17 protein-coding genes are annotated in these 17433 nt (G+C 63.5%); 8 read left to right on the top strand and 9 right to left on the bottom strand.

The features are described from left to right. Positions 1-18 precede the first annotated feature (18 nt). Positions 19-516: a hypothetical protein gene (locus L2Y97_RS12080; protein ID WP_247426722.1), complete on the top strand. Its 498-nt coding sequence runs from the start codon at positions 19-21 to the stop codon at positions 514-516. Positions 517-528: 12 nt separating this feature from the next. Here the strand turns inward: L2Y97_RS12080 and L2Y97_RS12075 are convergent, their stop codons facing one another. Further along, positions 529-852 (bottom strand): hypothetical protein, encoded by a 324-nt coding sequence (locus tag L2Y97_RS12075; protein WP_247426720.1) that lies wholly within the window; start codon positions 850-852, stop codon positions 529-531. A 141-nt stretch (positions 853-993) separates the two neighbouring features. Beyond that, positions 994-1572 (bottom strand): TetR/AcrR family transcriptional regulator, encoded by a 579-nt coding sequence (locus tag L2Y97_RS12070; protein ID WP_247426717.1) that lies wholly within the window; start codon positions 1570-1572, stop codon positions 994-996. 153 nt (positions 1573-1725) lie between these two features. Between L2Y97_RS12070 and L2Y97_RS12065 the strand changes: the two genes are divergently transcribed. Beyond that, the gene (locus L2Y97_RS12065; RefSeq protein ID WP_247426715.1) at positions 1726-2283 is read left to right on the top strand and encodes a hypothetical protein; all 558 of its coding nucleotides are present in this window, start codon (positions 1726-1728) and stop codon (positions 2281-2283) included. Here L2Y97_RS12065 and yidA read toward each other — a convergent pair. Then, the gene (yidA, locus tag L2Y97_RS12060; protein ID WP_247426713.1) at positions 2274-3107 is read right to left on the bottom strand and encodes a sugar-phosphatase; all 834 of its coding nucleotides are present in this window, start codon (positions 3105-3107) and stop codon (positions 2274-2276) included. The two genes, L2Y97_RS12065 and yidA, sit on opposite strands and share 10 nt — an antisense overlap. A 103-nt stretch (positions 3108-3210) precedes the next feature. Here yidA and L2Y97_RS12055 point away from each other — a divergent pair, with 103 nt between their 5' ends. Then, entirely contained in the window at positions 3211-3843 is a 633-nt protein-coding gene (locus tag L2Y97_RS12055; RefSeq protein ID WP_247426710.1) for a nucleoside/nucleotide kinase family protein, read from the top strand. Then, positions 3840-5258: a sugar porter family MFS transporter gene (locus L2Y97_RS12050; protein ID WP_247426707.1), complete on the top strand. Its 1419-nt coding sequence runs from the start codon at positions 3840-3842 to the stop codon at positions 5256-5258. Before L2Y97_RS12055 ends, L2Y97_RS12050 begins: the two co-directional genes overlap by 4 nt. 44 nt (positions 5259-5302) lie before the next feature. Here L2Y97_RS12050 and L2Y97_RS12045 read toward each other — a convergent pair whose 3' ends face one another. The 5 genes from L2Y97_RS12045 to L2Y97_RS12025 all read right to left on the bottom strand — a co-directional run bounded on the left by L2Y97_RS12045 (position 5303) and on the right by L2Y97_RS12025 (position 11470). Beyond that, positions 5303-6538, bottom strand: coding sequence for a histidine-type phosphatase (locus tag L2Y97_RS12045; RefSeq protein WP_247426704.1), 1236 nt, complete (start codon positions 6536-6538; stop codon positions 5303-5305). A gap of 10 nt (positions 6539-6548) precedes the next feature. After that, positions 6549-9035, bottom strand: coding sequence for a TonB-dependent receptor (locus L2Y97_RS12040; RefSeq protein ID WP_247426701.1), 2487 nt, complete (start codon positions 9033-9035; stop codon positions 6549-6551). A 101-nt stretch (positions 9036-9136) separates the two neighbouring features. Then, positions 9137-10252: a FecR family protein gene (locus L2Y97_RS12035; RefSeq protein WP_247426699.1), complete on the bottom strand. Its 1116-nt coding sequence runs from the start codon at positions 10250-10252 to the stop codon at positions 9137-9139. Beyond that, positions 10245-10751: an RNA polymerase sigma factor gene (locus L2Y97_RS12030; RefSeq protein ID WP_247426697.1), complete on the bottom strand. Its 507-nt coding sequence runs from the start codon at positions 10749-10751 to the stop codon at positions 10245-10247. The genes L2Y97_RS12035 and L2Y97_RS12030 overlap by 8 nt, the downstream gene beginning before the upstream one ends. Before the next feature lie 113 nt (positions 10752-10864). After that, on the bottom strand, positions 10865-11470 hold the full coding sequence (locus L2Y97_RS12025; protein ID WP_247426694.1) for a phosphatase PAP2 family protein: 606 nt from the start codon (positions 11468-11470) through the stop codon (positions 10865-10867). A gap of 81 nt (positions 11471-11551) precedes the next feature. Here L2Y97_RS12025 and L2Y97_RS12020 point away from each other — a divergent pair, with 81 nt between their 5' ends. From L2Y97_RS12020 to L2Y97_RS12005, 4 genes are all read left to right on the top strand, one after another. Further along, entirely contained in the window at positions 11552-11989 is a 438-nt protein-coding gene (locus L2Y97_RS12020; protein ID WP_247426692.1) for a low molecular weight protein-tyrosine-phosphatase, read from the top strand. Between the two features lie 300 nt (positions 11990-12289). Next, positions 12290-12856 carry a YjbF family lipoprotein gene (locus L2Y97_RS12015; protein WP_247426689.1) on the top strand — a complete coding sequence of 189 codons (567 nt, stop codon included), beginning with the start codon at positions 12290-12292 and terminating at the stop codon, positions 12854-12856. After that, the gene (locus tag L2Y97_RS12010; RefSeq protein WP_247426686.1) at positions 12853-13647 is read left to right on the top strand and encodes a capsule biosynthesis GfcC family protein; all 795 of its coding nucleotides are present in this window, start codon (positions 12853-12855) and stop codon (positions 13645-13647) included. The genes L2Y97_RS12015 and L2Y97_RS12010 overlap by 4 nt, the downstream gene beginning before the upstream one ends. 104 nt (positions 13648-13751) lie before the next feature. Next, positions 13752-15908: a YjbH domain-containing protein gene (locus tag L2Y97_RS12005; protein ID WP_247426683.1), complete on the top strand. Its 2157-nt coding sequence runs from the start codon at positions 13752-13754 to the stop codon at positions 15906-15908. 152 nt (positions 15909-16060) lie between these two features. Here L2Y97_RS12005 and L2Y97_RS12000 read toward each other — a convergent pair whose 3' ends face one another. Continuing rightward, positions 16061-17398, bottom strand: a complete 1338-nt coding sequence (locus L2Y97_RS12000) for a UDP-glucose dehydrogenase family protein (RefSeq protein ID WP_247426680.1) — start codon at positions 17396-17398, stop codon at positions 16061-16063. Positions 17399-17433 lie beyond the last annotated feature (35 nt).

Genomic DNA, 17433 nt, shown 5'->3' with positions numbered 1-17433 from the left:
CTCGCCGGTGAGCTTACCTTGGCCAGCAGCGACAACGATCATGACTGGCTGGGGCCCGGCATTTACTTCTGGGAGGGCGATCCTTGGCGCGCACTCGAGTTTGCATCGTGTGCATCGACTGGCGATCGGATTACGACGGCCGGCTCAATTCACAAGCCGTTTGTTGTCGGTGCTCTGATTTGCGCCAGTCGCTGCCTGGATCTGCACAATCAGGCGGCCCTTGAGGAGCTTTCGCGCGCATTCGACTCCGCGGCGGCGGCCGCATCCGATGGAGGCGTTGCCTTACCTGTGAACGTATCAGGTGCCGATAGGCGCGCTAGGCGCCTCGATTGTGCGGTAGTGCGCACGATGCACAAGCTGCGCGCAGACGCTGGCTTGCCGCCCTACGACGCGGTGCGGGGTGCATTTTGGGAAGGTGGCGAACTCTACCCCGGCGCGGGTTTCTCGGCGAAGCAGCACGTCCAGATTGCCGTGCTGGATCCCAAGGCTATCCTTGCCTACTTCAGGCTGCACTAGGCACAAGGTGCCTTAGGGCGCGACGCGCGGCCCCATCGCACCATACGGAAGGATCGTCGCCGCAGGTACGATCTTCGCGTGGCTCATCGCGCCGTAAGGGAGAATGGCTTCCCGGGCATTCGCCCGATTCGCGCTCATGGCCCCGTAGGGCAGCACTGAAGTGCCAGCCACCTTTGCAGCGTGGCTCGCCGCGCCGTACGGAAGGATCGCGCCACTGTCGTTCGCAGAGGTCGGGGCTGCGGAGTGCAGGTCGGTGGACATGGCCCAGGAGGCCGTCGCCACCAGCACCAGCGCTAGCGGCAGCCAGCGGGCTGGCGAGGAAATCGAAGCATTCATGGGGCAGGGCTCGCAGGGATTACGCCGTTTCGGCGTCCCATGAATGATGCGTTGCAGCAGCCTGGCGATCCAATCGTTCCTTCCGATGGGAACGATAGCGGGTGTGAATCGGTTGCTTGCGGCCTGGCTACGGCAGCTAATTCACTGTTTGGGCGGGATGATCAGCCGTTCCAGTCCGCTTCGGACCACCTCGGCGAACTTAGCCGGCTGGCCATAAGCCCGGGCCGTGAGCATCGCGCCGTAGACGATCGACATGAACGCTTCGGCCTCGGTGCTGGCCGCGCCCCGCAGTTTAAAGACGCCGACTTGCGCGCCCTTGGTGAGGATGGTTTCGAGCCAGCGCGACAGGTCGCGGAAATGCGCACGCACGGCCTCGGCCAGGTTTTCTGGCAGCGACGGCAACTCGGCGGCGAGCATGCCGGCCACGCAGAAGGGTGCTGTCGCGTCTGCGATGCACTTTTCCCAATAGCCGGTATAGAACATCAGCTTTTGCGCCGGATCGAAGGTGCCGTCGGCAAGCAAACGGGTCTGCTCGACGATGCCGGCGCGCGATTCCTCCACCACCGCCAGCGCCAGGTCGGCCTTGGTCGGGAAATGGTGGTGGATGCTCGCCTTGCGCACCTTTACCTCCTCAGCCACATCGGCATAGCTAAAGCCGTTATAGCCGCGGGTCTGGATAAGGTACCGCGCCGAGTCGATCAATTTCTGCTGTGTGCTCATCCACTTAGCCTACCACTAGGTAGGCTGAGGAAGCAAAGCACCCCTGTAGGAGCGCGCCTGCGCGCGATCGGTGACACCGTACAGCAGGGTTGACTGGGTAATCTACCAACTAGTAGGCTGGTAATCCTTCCCCACAAACCCAGCCCAAAACCCATGACCTCCCTCCGCCAGTTCTACTACCTCCGTGCCGGCGTCGCTTTCGCCTGGGTCGCCCTTGTCATCCTGCTCTCGCGCCTGGGCCTTCCCGCCATCGTCGCCAACGTCTTGCTCGTCCTTTACCCGCTCTGGGATGCCCTCGCCAACATCATCGATGTCCGCCACAGCGGCGGCCTGCGTGCGAATCCTGGCCAGCAGTTCAATGCCGCGGTCAGCATCGTCACGGCTATTGCGCTGGTGATCGCCCTGATCGTGGCGGGGAATAAAGGGGCGTTATTCGTCTTTGGGGTTTGGGCCCTGCTATCAGGCGTGCTGCAGCTCGCCGTGGGTATCCAGCGGCGCAAGCTGGGTGGCCAGGTCTTCATGATGATCAGCGGCGCGCAATCGGCGCTAGCCGGGGTGGTGATGGGTATCCGCGCCTTTGGCGAGCCGCGCAGCATCGCCGAACTGGCGCCGTACGCCGCGTTCGGTGGCCTGTACTTCCTGCTGTCCGCGTTGCGTCTTACCTTCAGGAAGGCGCCGCCCGTGGCTAGCGCCGTCAACCCTTACGACTGAAGTACGAACATCTCGATGGCGCGGGCGACGCCATCTTCCGCATTGGTCGCGGTTTCGTAGCGGGCGGCCTGTTTTACTGCGGGAATGGCGTTGCCCATGGCCACGCTGGTCCCGGCGAACTCCAGCATCGCGATATCGTTCTCGTGATCGCCCAGCGCCATGATGCTGTCGCGGTGAATGCCCAGCCGATCAGCCAGCCGTTTCAGGCTGGGCCCCTTGCCCGCACGGCCATCGAAGATATCGAGGAAGCTGGCGGAGCTCTTCAGTGAGGTGAAGCGCTCCGCAAAGCCCGCCGGAAGCCGGGCGATCGCTGCGTCCAGGATCTCGGGCTGATCGATCATCATCATTTTGGGGAAGCGCATGCCTTCAGGCATGTCGGCCACCGCGCGGTACGACAACGGCGTGTGGGTAAGGAAGGAATCGGCCACCGTGTAGGGGCTGATATCGAGGTCCGGCGTGTACATACGCTCGCCATCCAGGCCCTGGAAATGCACGCCGACCTCGCGGGCGATGGCCGCGCAATAGCGGTATTCCTCGATACCCAGGGTGAATTCCACCACGCGCTCGCCGGTGCCGAGGTTTTGCACGATGGCGCCGTTGAAAGCGATGCAGTACTCATCGTTCCCGGCGATGCCCAGCTCGGCCAGGTAGGGCAGCAAGCCGGCCACGGGGCGACCGCTGGCCAGCACCACGCGGACGCCACGGGCAATCGCGGTGTGGATGGCCTGCTTTACGCGGGGGGAGATTTTGTGGCCTGGATCGAGGAGCGTGCCGTCCATATCAATGGCGATGAGCTCAATGGGGCGGCGTCGTGCAGTGTCCATCGGTGGTGCTTAACCCGGTTTACTTTTGGGTTGGAATTGTACGACATTTACAAACTGTCACGTTCATCAATTCCTTACAGCCGCACCACTACCCTCCGGACCCATGATCGATACCACGACCCGCGCACGGCTCGATGCTCTGATGGCAGGCGGTGGCCGGCGCATGCTGGGGATTGCGGGGTTGCCCGGTTCGGGCAAATCGACGTTGGCCGCGCAAATCCTCGCGACCGTCGGCGAACTGGCGGTCAACGTGCCGATGGATGGCTTCCACCTGGCGAACGCTGAGCTAAGGCGGCTCGGCCGGGCGGAGCGGAAAGGCGCACCCGATACCTTCGATACGAATGGCTACGTGGCGCTGCTTAAGCGACTACGCACTCCCGTCGAGGGGGAAATTATCTATGGCCCCGCATTTCATCGCGAGATTGAAGAATCAATCGCTGGCGAAGTGGTCGTGCCCGCCGAAGCGCGCCTGATCATCACCGAAGGCAATTACCTGTTAATGGACGAGGGCGGGTGGGCCGATGTGCGCCCGCTTCTGGATGAGGTCTGGTTCGTGGATGTCGACGACGAGCTGCGCCTTGAACGCCTGCTGGAACGCCACATGCAGTTCGGGCGCACCCGCGAGGCAGCCCAGCACTGGATCGAAACGACCGACGAACCGAACGCCCGGCGCATCGCTGCCACGGCGTACCGCGCGGATTTCCGCGCACGAACCCTTCCGATGGAGCCCGCATGAGCGCAGTCACGTCCCCTGGTTCTTCAGTCACCGTGGAGGCCACGCCTCGTACGGGTATCGTGGTTGGCATCGCGGTTATCGCGGCACTTGGCGGTCTTCTGTTTGGTTACGACACCGGCGTAATCGGTGTGGCGCTTCTCGGCCTCGGGCGCCAGTTCGCACTGGATGACACCACCAAACAGCTGGTGACCGGCGCCATTATCTTCGGCGCGTTGTTCGGTTGCCTGGCGACTGGGCCGTTCTCGGACCGCCTGGGCCGCCGCCGCATGGTGATCTTCGTCGGCGTGCTGTTCGCGATTGGCTCCATTGCGTCTGCATTCGCGCCGTCCGTAGGTTGGCTGATTGCAGCGCGCTTCGTGCTCGGGTTGTCCGCCGGTAGCTCGACGCAAATTATTCCCGTGTATATCGCCGAAGTGTCGCCTTCAAAGCATCGCGGCAAGATGGTGACGCTGTTCCAGTTCATGGTGGTGTTCGGTATCACCGTGGCGTATTTCACCGGCTTCGTACTGGGTGAACACTGGCGCTATATGTTCGGCCTGGGCGTGGTGCCGGCCATCATCCTACTGGCTGGCATGGTGTACCTGCCCGAAAGCCCGCGCTGGCTGGTGGCTGAGAAGCGCATCGACGAGGCCATGAAGGTGCTGGAACGCGTTCGTGGCAACACGGCCGCGGCGCGGGCCGAGATCGAAGAGATCCAGACGGTCGCCGAGCAGGAGCCGTCGAGCAGCTGGAAGGACATCGCCAAGCCGTGGATCCGCCCCGCCGTGATCGTGGGTGCGGGCATTTCCATGTTCTCGCAGATTACCGGTAACAATGCGCTGATCTATTACGCGCCCACCATCCTTACCAAGGCGGGCTTCTCTGATGAAGCCGCTGTGCTCGGCACCGGGGCGAGTACGGTACTGGTCGTCATCATGACGGTGATCGGCAGCTTCCTCGTCGACAAGATCGGTCGCCGTACGTACCTGTTGTGGATGATCCCGGGTTCGATCGTCGCGCTGATCGTCATGGGCTTCATGTTCCAGGGCGCCGGCCCGCAGAATGATTTCAGCCGCTGGCTGGCCGTAGCCTGCCTGGGCGCCTACATGATGCTGAACTGCGGCAGCTTCGGCATCTGCATCTGGCTGATCAACTCCGAGGTGTACCCGTTGTTCGTGCGTGGCAAGGGCGCGAGCATCGGCGCCTTCAGCCACTGGACCTTCGACCTGATCGTGACGCTGACGACGCTGTCGCTGGTCACCTGGCTAGGCGCCACGCACACCTTCTGGCTGTACGCGGTGATCTCCGTGTTCGCCCTGGCCTTCGTTTATTACCTGGTTCCCGAAACCGCGGGCAAGAGCCTGGAAGAAATCGAGCACGAGCTGCGCGAGCACCGCTTCTATCCGTTCCAGAAGAAGCGGCTCAAGAGTTCCTAAGAGGTAGGCTACTTCCTGGCGCCCTGGTGATAAGTTGGGGCGACTCAGTGGGTGACGGGCTCGCTCTTCAATTGGGGGGCGAGCGCGTCACCTGAAGCGTGTGCGGATACCATGGCGAAGTGTTCCAAAGGGCATGTCTGCCACGCTCCGCAGGCAGGCTGCACCAATGTCTTCCTTGCGATCGCTCCGCTCGGAGTCATGTCCCCGGTGCGCAGTGCAGTGAGCGTCGGCATCGCCACGGAGAGGCGTACGACGTCACCGCGCGGCGTTCGTACCAGGTCATAGATCAGCGCGCCGCCCGGCGGGAAATCGTCGCCGTTCGTCACGTCGTGCCAGTGGAGCCCTAAAAGGCCGGCTTGCGCTGCCAGGTCTGTGTCGTGGCCGACGAGGACCAGGACGCGTGTGCTGGCCGGGGCCAGGGCACTGACGGGTCCGGGCTTGCCGGCCGCCACCAACAAGGTGGCCGTGATATGGGCGAGCATGTTGCCACCACGCCCGCGCGACGCCTCGGGCGTGGCGTGCGCCAGCTGGAACGAGGCGTTGTGTAGCTGGATGATGCGTGCGACGCCTGCGGCATCGAGCCGGTCCCAGCCGTATTGCGCCGCGGGCATGCCCTGCGCATAGGCCAGCATGATGTTCTCGGCAAGGGAGCCAGCCGTCTTCAATGCCTTCGCCAGGTCGCCGCCAAGCAGCACTTGCTTGCCGCTCTCCCGGGCTTTCGCGACGCAGGCGTCGTCGTGACAGCCAAGCAGCACTTGCTGCAGTTCGGCCAATGTTGCGCGCGTGCCTTCATCGATAGCGGCCGCGTCAATACCACCTTTATCATCATCATCGCCGCCGCCGGTCCCGCGGAACAAGGGGTCATCTTGCCCGGCGGGGAACGCCTGATACGTTGGAGCACAGGCAGGAGAGAGCCCTTCTAACAGAGCGACGGCACTGGCACGGTTGCGTGGCGTGCTATCGGCGATCACGCGGACTTCGCCGTGGCAAGCATCCTGCGAAAGGCCCGCCAGCGCCAGGTCCTGACCCATGCGCTTACCGAGCGAGTGCAGCGTATCGATGCCGTGTGGCGTGAGCTGCCCCGGCGCCACTGGCCAGGCGGGCCAAGGCTCCGCGGCATATTTGGCGAGCTCCGCCGGCGCCTTGGTGGGCGACCGGATACCGTGGCGGATCAGGATGATTCGCTGTAGCACGTGCTCCTGTGCATCGGCGCCGGTGGCAAACGTCACAGGAGACGCCAGCAGCAGCGCGCAAAGCAGATAACCCACACGCATCGACATAGCCAGCCCCTTACAGCTTCAACGACAGGTCAAGGAACACGCCACGGCCCGGCAGGCCCCAGTACAGGGCGTCACCGCTCACGCTCTGCGTGCCGGCATAGCCGATGAGCTTGTGGACGTTGAAGAGGTTATTGACATCCATGCTCACCGACCAACCCTTGCCCGTGGGGCCGCCGTCCGCGCTGCGGTAGCCAAACGCGGCGTCAGTCGAAACGTAGGCCGCCAGGCGGTTGTCGTTGACGAACACGGTGTTGCCGGCGTCATTGGTGGCGTTGTCACTGCCGTACTGCTTGCCGATGAACTTGGTCATCAGCGAACCGTAGTAACCCAGCGGGCTGCTGTAGAGCAGGCCAAGCGCCGCGGTGACCTTGGGTGTGCCTGCGATCTGCGTGCTGGTGTTCTTGTAGGTGGCCTTGTTGTACGTGGCATTGCCATACAGGCTAAGCGTCCGGGTCATGGCCCACGTGCCTTCCACTTCAGCGCCCTTGTAGATCGCGCCGCCGGCATTGAGGTAGGTGGATTCCTGGCCTTCGTCCGTATTGACGAGCGTGGTGGCGAGGTAGTTCTTGAAATCGATGTAGTAAACGTCGGCGCCGAAGGTCAGGCCACGATTGGCAAACGCCGTGCCCAACTGGTAGTTGGTCGTGGTTTCCGGGTCGAGTTTCTTTGAGCCGACCAGTTCGACCACATCGATGGGCGGCGCAAGGAAGCCCTTCGCTACCTGCGCGTAGCCCGTCCACTGGTCACTGAAGCTGTCGTGCAGGCTCAGCGACGGAAGCATCGCGTTGTAGTTGGCGGAGTTGTACTGCGACACCTGCGCGTTGCTCTTGCTGATCGGTGCGTTCATCTGGCGGGTGACGGTGCTGTAGCGCACGCCGGGGCTCAGGGTCAGGGCATCGGTCAGCGACCAGTCGTACTGCACGTAGGGCTGGAACGTATCGGTGCGGTCGCGCAGGATGTAGTTGTACTTCGAGCCGTACTTGGTGCCGGTCTCGGCGCCCGTGGTCAGGTCCAGCGGGTACTGATAGCGCGCATCCTGGCTGCGCTCCAGCCATGCACCGGTCTGCAGCTGGCCGGGGCCGAGCTCACGTTCGAAGCGGAGGACGTCGCCAAACGAGTGGAAGCCGGAATCCGCCAGTTTGCCGGGCACATCGTTCTTCAGCGTCGAGACCTTCTTGCCGGCGGCATTGTAGAGGGTCACGCCGTTGTCCGCCGGGTTGTTGTCCGATGCATCGGTGGTCTTGCGTGCCCAATGGTCGAAGCTGTTGTAGTAGGCCTTGTTGTCGATGCTCCACTCGCCGAGCTGGGTGGCGAGGCCCACGTATGTAAAGCTCGAGTAGTAGGCCGCGTTGTTGTAGCCCTTGTAGCTCTGCAGCGTCGGATCATTGCCCAGGCCATAGCGCCAGCCGAACTCGTCCATTTCCTGCTTCGTGGCACCCTGCACGGTATTCTGGTGTTCGCGGTTGTAGCTGCTCACGAATGTGAGCGTGGTGTTTGACGAAAGCGCCGTTATCGTCTTGATAAAGGCATGTTCTCGCTTGTCGTCGGTACCCTTCAGGTAGGTGTCGCTTTTTTCCTTGGAAAGGTCCGCGAAGATACGGGTATTACCCAGCGTCTCGTCGGCGCTGACGCCACCGGCTACGGTGTTCCAGCTGCCAACCGTGGTGTACAACGTCACGCCATCCACGGCGCTGGGGTCACGCGAGCGCAAACCCACGGTGCCACCAAACGTGGCGTTACCGATGGTCGAACCGCCGCCCGGGCCACGATCAATCTCCGCCTGCCCGAGCACATGGTTGTTGAAGTAAGCCGACGTGGTGTGGTGCAGATCACTGGCATCGCCGAACGGAATGCCATCGAATGTGATGTTGAACTGGCCATCCTGGAAGCCGCGGATGCTGATGCCTTCGTTCTTGCCCATGCCCGGGCCTTCGGGCGAAGTGACCGTCACGCTCGGCGCGTACTTGATGATGTCGTCGAAGTTGGCGTTGAAGCGCAGGCCGTCACGGATGAAACGCTCGTCGATCACCGAGGTGGGCTGCGTGGCTTCCAGCGGCGGTGCGCTGGGTGCGAGCGTATCGACCGTATTCGCCTGGACGCTTACCGGGGCAAGGTCGCGCGGGCTGCCGTCGGCTTCATCGATGGGCGGGAGGGAGCCCGCGCGGCTGGATGCCGCGGCGCTTTTGTCGTCTTTCGGCGCAGGCACCAGGGTGACGGTGCTCGCGGTGACGAACCTGTAGTCGAGACCGGTGCCTTGCAGTAGCGCGTGCAGCTGGCCTTTGGCATCGAGCCCGGCGGGAACCGCCTTGCTGCGCAGGGCGTGGACAGCATCAGGCGTGTAGACCACCTGCAAGCCCGTCTGGCGGGCGAACGTATCGAGCGCCTGGTCCAACGGCATGGCGGCGATGGCGGTTTCGTGGGTGGCCTGCGCCGCGATCGCGGACAAGGGTAGGGTGCCCAGCAGCAGGGCAAGATGGAAGGCGAGCTTGTTACGCATGCGATGGGACTCGTCAAGGGAGATGGCGCGCAGCGGTTGCGCATGTCATCTACGAGTCGGTGGCACCCCTGTCGGGTACCGCCTTTTCTGTGAATTTTTTCTTACAGCCGCGCCGTGTTGGCGCCGCGGAGGTGGCGAACCACGTGCACGCCTTCCTCATCCCGGCGCACCTGCACGCCCGGCAGCGTTTGCAGGTAGGCCACGAAACCAGCGGAATCGCGAGCGTGGAAGCGGCCGCTGATGCGCGTACTGGCGACCGAATCGTCCTCGATAAGGAGCGGGGCGTGCCCGTAAGCGTTGAACCGGCGGGCCACCTCGGCCACGGGTGTGTCGTGGAAATCGATCTCGCCAGGGAGCCACGCGAGATCCTCCGACAGGTCCGCCCGGGGTCCGACGTGGGTCACGTGTCCGTCGCCCGAAAGCGTGGCGCGCTCACCCCCTTGCAGATGGGCGATCACAGTCTGTGGCTCGACGCTGCCCGCCGGCCATGGCCATGAATCACGTGGTGCGAGTACGTCCACACGGCCACTCAGGACGGTGACGTCGCCGCCATCGCTCTTCGTACTTACCTGGAATACGGTGCCGATGTCGCGCAGGACGGTGCGGCCCAGGGTCACGCTGAGTGGCGTGGACGCGTCATGCCCCACGTCGATGAGCATGGTTCCCGCGAGCACGGTGATATCGCGCCGTTGGTTGTCGAACTGCACGCGGATGGCACTGCCGCGGTCGAGTTGGATGCGGCTGCCGTCGGCCAGGTCGAGGCTGCGGGTGGCGTTGGCGCCAGCGCTATAGATGATCCCTGTCACGGATGGCTCGGCGGGCCACGCGATGACGGTGGCCACTGCGATCGCGGCAGCCGTGGCTGTCGCCGTGGCCATCCATGGCCAGCGTCGACGGCGTGGTGTCCTGGCATGGCGCGTCGCCTCGGGGTGGGCAGCGTGCGCGGCGCGTGGACGTAGCGGGACTACCGCGGGTTCGTTGGCCGCGTCTTTCACGAGCGCGGGCGCGGCCAGCGGTTCGTGGCCCGCGGCGTCCTTCATTTCCTGATCCAGCTGCACCATGGCCATGTACTCGGCCACGTGCGCCGGCGAATGGCGCAGCCAGTTCACGAAGGCAATGCGCGAAGGCTCATCCAGCCCCGCACGGCTTGCCAGCAACCACTGGCCCGCTTCTTCGCTGATACGTCGTGCCGCCGCCTGGCGGATCTCGTCATGCATAACGCCCCATCCCTTGCCGACATGCGGCCAGTCCCTTGACGATGTATTTTTTCACCATGTGTACCGAGATATCCAGCTGATCCGCGATATCGCGGTAACTCAGCTCATCGCGGTAATGCAGCACCAGCACCGCACGGCACTTCGGCGATAGCCGGGCCATCAATTCATGCAGGCGCTTGCTGCGCACCTCGTGATCAACCCCGGCGGCGGCTTCGCAAGGCGTTGCCAGCCGGTCGAGCACCTCGTCCAGGCCGCCATCCTCGCGTCCACCTGTCTGCCGACCACCGGCGCGCTGGCGGAGCAGGTTGGTGGCCACGGTGAAGAGGTACGCCTCCGGGTTGCGGATGGATTCCGGATCCGCGGAGAGCAGGCGTAGGTACGTTTCCTGGACCAGGTCCTGCGCATCCCAGGCGTGCCCGGCCCGGCGGTGGATGTAGCGCTGCAGTGGCCCATCCTGCTCAAGCAGGACATGGGCCAGGCTGGGTGAGGGATCGGACATCGGGGTCCCTTGGGGCGATGCGGCCGCGGCGGCCACGCCGAAAGGAAGGGAGGCTAGGTGTGACGTATGACGGGTGTGTTACAGGCGCGGCGCGGCGTCCACGGGCTTTGTATCTATCGCAGTCGCAATCGCCGCGTGAACACATTCGAGTGCCCGCTTACCCATAGCGCGATGTCCTTGAGCAGGTGCTGTGACGGGAACACACGCCCGTAGAACACGAGCCAGATAATGATCGTGCCTGCGATAAGCACAAGCGCATGCCATGTCGGAAGATCGGGCGCGGGCAGCAGTCCGTGAATGAACCATGCGGCGATGACCGCGCCAAGCGCCGCACCCATGATGACTTCGGACACGCTGTGGACTTCCAGCGCAAGGCGCGACACGCCCACGGCGAGGCCGAGGACAAACGCTGCGGCGATGGCCAGCACGGCGAACGGCCTGCGCGCACTACGCATGAGGATCGCGGCAAGGCATGGCCATGTGAGTACCGACAGTGCTGTGTGCCCGCTGATGCCGGTGTAGTCGAGGCCGGGCGGACCGATCCCCCACGCCATGAATACCAGTTTCGAAAGTGCCACCGTGCCGCCGGTGGTTATCGCGGCGATGATCCAGCGCAGGGCATCGCGCCGCTGTGGCGGTAGGCTAAGTACGATGGCCACCCACGCGATCAAAGGAAGCAACAGCGCGCTGTCGCCGTAACTGGTGATGGCGTGCCACATCACAAGGTGTCTGTCACAGTGGTTATGATGGGACGGGTTCGCATGGCGCCTTTATCGTTTGGTTCGGGAGTAACGCTTTACATGTTCCAGCAGATCCTTGTCACCTGTATCGGCAATATCTGCCGCAGCCCGACGGCCGAATACGTATTCCGCGAACGGCTAGGCGCGGGTAGCAAGGTACAGGTATCCAGTGCGGGGCTTGGCGCGCTCGTGGGGCACGGTATCGATACCACCGCGCTGGAGCTCCTGCGCGAACACGGTATCGATGGTAGTGCACACCGCGCACGCCAGTTGGACCGCTCCCTCCTGCGCAGCGCCGACCTGGTGCTGGCGATGGAGCGGGAGCATGTCGTTTCCATCAACAGGATGGCGCCCGAGGCCAGCGGAAAGGTATTCCTGCTGGATCGCTGGCTGGCGGCCCAGGATATCCCGGATCCTTTCCGGCAAAGCCGGGCCGCCTTTGAACATGTCTACACGCTTATCGATAACAGCGTAAACAGCTGGCTTAAATATCTCTAGTCGCAAGACGAGACGCCAGTCAGTTTTCAGTCCGGTTAGCTCGTGTACTGTCCCTAGGACGTGCCGAGTGCGAAGGAGGCCCTTGTCTCCTTCAGTCAGTGCAGTCCAATGCGGGCCTTCCGTTTCATTACGTTGACAGGCCTCCCATTTCCACTTGCCGGACCATCGCTGATCTTGTCTTGGCCTGACGCCCGACAACGCGCGCTGTGCGCGCTACGCCTTGTTGCCTACGGTGGCCTCGCCCTGGCGCTTTTTGCGCTGGCCGCATGCTCGCCCGTGTCCAGTGGCAGCATCGAAGCCGTGCGTCTCGCCGTGCACGGAGAAACGGTGCATCCCACGGCAGAATCCGTCGCAGCATCCCCCTATTTCCAACTCCAGGCGAATGGCCCCGAGGGCGAAGCGATCCTCGTTCTCGGCAAAGTCGAAGACGGGCGGCTCGGCTGGTACGGGCAGGGCGATGACATCGTCTTCACGCGCGATGGCTTGCTGATCAAGACGGTTGGCCTGCCGCAAAATCTTGACGGTTCGTCGATCACAGGCGTCGAAAACCCCTTTGCAAGCGGTCTGCAGCGCGTAACGTCGCCCATCTCGTATGCACGCACGATGGATTGGTCTCCTGGCGAGCGCTATGGCGTCGTCATGCAGGCGACGCTGACGCCAGGGGGTGCCGAGACGATAGAGATTCTCGGCACGCGGCATGAGGTGCGCCGCTACGACGAGCACCTCAGTGGCCCGGCGGGCAGCTTTACCAATCGTTATTGGGTAGATCCCGCGAATGGTTTCATCTGGAAGAGTCGCCAGTACGTGGCCCCGGGCTTCCCGCTCGAGCTGATTGCGTTGCGGCCATACACGGGGGCAGCGCCATGAGGCGGCCAGCGTGGGTGATGGTGGCGTGCGCGGTAGCGGCCTTGCTCGCCGCCAGTGCCAGTGCCGAAGACGCCCTGAGGGCGAGCGCCTCCGGCGAGGTTCGCCAGGCCGGTTCGGCCGTCTATTCGCCAGGTGCCCGGCTTGCGGACCTCGCGCTCGCCGCCCGCGTGAATCCCGATGCCTACATGGCTGGTGCGGCATGGCTCCGGCCTTCGCTGCACGAGGCGCAGGTGCGACTTAAGGCTGGCGTGGTGTTCGAGCTCGGTGTGATCCGCATGGACGCACTGACGCACGGTAAAGAAGACCTGGGCGTTGCGGCAGCGGCGTTCCACGCGTGGATCACGACGTTGCCGGTCACGGGGCGTCGCACCAGCGTGGTGCTAGATCCGGATCGCCTCGAAGTATCCGCGGCGGATAACTGGCCGATCGAGGAGGGCGATGCGCTGTTCTACCCGCGCCGCCCGTCCACGATCAGGATCGTGGGTGCCGTTGGCAAGCCTTGCAGTGTCCCGCACGTGGCCCTGCAGGATGCCCGGCGCTACCTGGTGCAGTGCCCGGCGTCCGTTGCCGCGGATCCAGACATGATCTTCGTCATCCAACCCGATGGCAGCGTATTCCCACAGAACATCGCCGCGTGGAATCGCGATCCGCCGCGCGTGCTGGCACCCGGGGCGTGGATATACGTCCCCTTCAACCGCAAGGCGATCGCCGGTGTGACGGATGGCCAGTTCAACGAGGATGCCGCCGCGTTCATTTCGACCCAGTTAGTGGGCGCGGAGGGCTCGCCTTGACGCGGCGCAGGATGCGGTTCAGGGCGCGCCGCCCGAACGTCCGCCGTACGGTTTGGCATGGCTGCTGCGCAGGCTTGGTGCTGTGGGCGGGTGGGGTCGCCTCCGTGCATGCGCAGGAGTACTACACGCAGAGTGACTTCGGCGGCGTAGGCCTGTTGCAGACACCCACGGCGCGCATGGCCCAGGAGGGCGAGTTCAGCTTCGTACTCAGCCGCACCACGCCGTACACCAACTACAACGTCTCCATGCAGCCCATCCCCTGGCTGGAAGGCAGTTTCCGTTACACCAACGTCAGTAACCGGCTGTATGGCGCCCGCTCGCTCAGTGGCAGCCAGACCTACAAGGACAAGTCGATCGACGTAAAGGCTCGCCTGTTCCAGGAAACGCGATGGACACCGGCCGTGGCGTTCGGTGTGCGCGACGTCGGCGGCACGGGGTTGTTCTCCAGCGAATTCCTGGTCGCGAGCAAGCGCGCAGGGCGATTCGATTTCAGTCTTGGCCTGGGCTGGGGCTATATAGGCAACCGCGGCGATATCAGCAACCCGCTGAGCATCATCAGCGATCGCTTCAATACGCGACCGGCCAGCGGCACGGGGGCTACCGGCGCCCTCAGTATCAACAAGTTCCTTCGTGGTCGACCTGGCTTCTTCGGTGGTGTGGAATATCACTCCCCGTGGGATTGGCTGGTACTCAAGGCGGAGCTGGACGGCAACGACTACAAGCACCAGCCACAGAGCAATAACCAGCCGCAACGGTCCCCGATCAACCTGGGCGCGGTGTTCCGCCTGAATGGCAACGCCGACCTGACGCTGGGTTACGAGCGTGGCAATGTCGCCACCGCGGCATTGAACCTGCACGCGAACCTGGCGACGCATGTGGGACCGGAGAAGTCCTTTGATCCACCGCCGGAGCCCGTGTCCTTCACCAGTACGCCCGTAACGACCTTGCCTACGGGCCCGAGCCAGGGCACGGGAAAGCAGGCAGCCGACGTGGCGTCGATGCCACCTGGAGCGATGCCCGAGGCAGCCTCGGTACCGCAACGTAAGGCCCCGGAGCAGGTCGATTGGGCGCAGGTGGCGAAGACCCTGCAAGCCAATGCAGGCATCAACGTCACCAACATCCGCCGCCGGGGCTCCGAGCTCGTGATCCAGGGTGAGCAGGAGCGCTTCTTCTACACGGCCGAGGCCGCTGGCCGCGCGACCCGCATTGTCGATAATCGCGTGGACAGCAGCATCGATTGGGTCACGGTGACCAGTGAACGCAACGGCCTGAGCACGGTGGATACGAGTGTGCACCGGCCGCGCTTCATCGAGCTGCTGAACCATCAGATCGACCTGCCGACCTTCCGCCGCAGCGTGGAGCAGGATCCGGTGACGTCCCGCGACGAAGAGGTGCTGTACAACGCGCCGCTGAAGCGCTTCACCGGTGGCACGGCGCTGGGTTACCAACAAAACCTCGGTGGCCCCGATGCCTTTGTGCTGTACCAGGTTTATGGCGCAGGCTATGGCACGTTCAACTTCAGCCGCCACGTATGGCTGGATGGCGTGATCTCGGTCAACATCGCCAACAACTACGACAAGTTCAAGTACGACGCGCCAAGCAACCTGCCACGCGTACGTACCAACGTGCGCCAGTACCTGACCAGTTCGGATATCACCATGCCGAACCTGCAGCTGACCGGTACCCGGAAGCTCGGGCAGGACCTGTATGGCATGGCGTACGCCGGCATGCTGGAGAGCATGTACGCCGGTGCGGGCGGGGAGGTGCTGTACCGCCCCTTCGGTGAGCACTGGGCGGTCGGTGGCGATATCAACTGGGTAAAGGCCCGTGGGTTCGACCAGGACTTCTCCCTGCGCAAGTACCACGTGATCACGGGGCAGGCGACCGGATACCTTGATACAGGGTTCCACAATGTCACGCTCGCGGTGAGCGTAGGCCGTTACCTGGCCGGCGATTGGGGTACGACCGTGGATGTGTCGCGGCAATTTGCCAATGGCACGCGCATGGGCGCGTACTTCACCGTGACCGATAAGTCGGGTAGTTCGGGTTATGGCGAAGGCAGCTTCGACAAGGGCATCTATGTATCCATCCCCTTCGATGCCTTGCTGCCGAATTCGTCGCGGAATCGGGCCACGCTGATGTGGCAGCCGCTGGTGCGCGATGGCGGTGCCCGCCTCAACAAGCGCTATACGCTGTACACGATGACCAACGATCTCGACACCGATCAGTTCGACGAGAACCTGGGCAAGATCTCGCAGTAGCCCCACGGATGGCTGTAGGAGCCCACCCTGTGGGCGACGCTCTTGGCAGGGTCACCGCTCGTAATGCGTGTGGCGTGTCGCGAAAGATGTCGCCCACAGGGTGGGCTCCTACAGCGCGTTGGGCGTTGCGGGAGCCCGCCGTGGGCGATCAGTCAACGGAGCAGTGAGCGGCCGCGGCCGATGCCGTAGTAGGCCAGGCCGGCATCCTCCACCGTCTGCGGGTCGTACAGGTTGCGACCGTCGAAGAGGGCAGGTTCCTTCAGTGCCGCTTTGATCCGGGCGAAGTCAGGGCTGCGGAAGGCCTTCCACTCGGTGATGAGGGCGAGTACGTCGGCGCCGTCCAGTGCCTCGTACGGCTTGGCGCAGAGTACCAGGTCATCCCGCTCACCGTAGATACGCGCGGTCTCCTCGCGGGCTTCGGGGTCGTACGCGCGGACCTTTGCACCGGCTCCCCACAACGCTTCGATCAGCTTGCGGCTCGGGGCCTCGCGCATGTCGTCGGTGTTCGGTTTGAAGGCCAGGCCCCACAAGGCGACCGTCTTGCCGGCCACGTCACCATGGAAGTGGCGCAGGATCTGCGCGAACAGGCGGGTCTTTTGCGTGTGGTTTACGGCTTCCACCATGGCCAGCAGGCGGGCATCGTAGTCGTGCGCACGCGCAATGCGTTCGAGTGCCTGCACGTCTTTGGGGAAGCACGAGCCGCCATAACCCGCGCCGGGGTAGATGAAGTGGTAGCCAATTCGCGGATCCGAGCCGATGCCCTGGCGAACGAGCTCCACATCCGCGCCGACGCGTTCGGCGATGTTGGCAATTTCGTTCATGAAGCTGATCTTGGTCGCCAGCATGGCGTTGGCTGCGTACTTCGTGAGTTCGGCCGACCGCTCATCCATGACCACCATGCGATCGTGGTTGCGATTGAACGGTGCGTAGAGCTTGCGCAGGCGGCCGACGGCACGCTGGCTGGACGCACCCACCACGATGCGATCGGGGCGCAGGCAATCCTCCACCGCGTCGCCTTCCTTCAGGAACTCGGGGTTGGATACCACATCGAACTCAAGCCCCGCGTCACGGTTATTCAGGACATCACTGATAGCGGCACGCACTTTATCGGCCGTACCTACCGGCACGGTCGACTTGTTTACAACCACGGCGTACCGGTCCAGGTGCTGGCCGATCGTCCGCGCCACGGCAAGCACGTACTTCAGGTCGGCGCTGCCATCCTCATCGGGCGGCGTGCCGACCGCGATGAAAATGATCTCACCGTGCGCGATGGCAGTGGCCGGGTCCGTCGTGAAATCGAGCAGGCCTGCGGCATAGTTGTTCTTCACGATGGGCTCGAGGCCCGGTTCGTAGATGGGGATGATGCCGTTCTTCAGGCCTTCCACCTTGGCCTCGTCAATATCCACGCATACCACGTGGTTTCCCATTTCCGCGAGACAGGCGCCGGTAACCAGACCGACATAACCGGTTCCAAAAATTGTGACCTTCATTTATTTCGCCTGTAGTGCGGAAGAAAGTGTCCTGG

This window comes from Luteibacter aegosomatissinici (assembly GCF_023078495.1).
GTDB classification, from domain to species: domain Bacteria; phylum Pseudomonadota; class Gammaproteobacteria; order Xanthomonadales; family Rhodanobacteraceae; genus Luteibacter; species Luteibacter aegosomatissinici.
The sequence above is the reverse complement of the archived record's forward strand: the minus strand, read 5'-3'. Positions and strand labels throughout refer to the sequence as shown.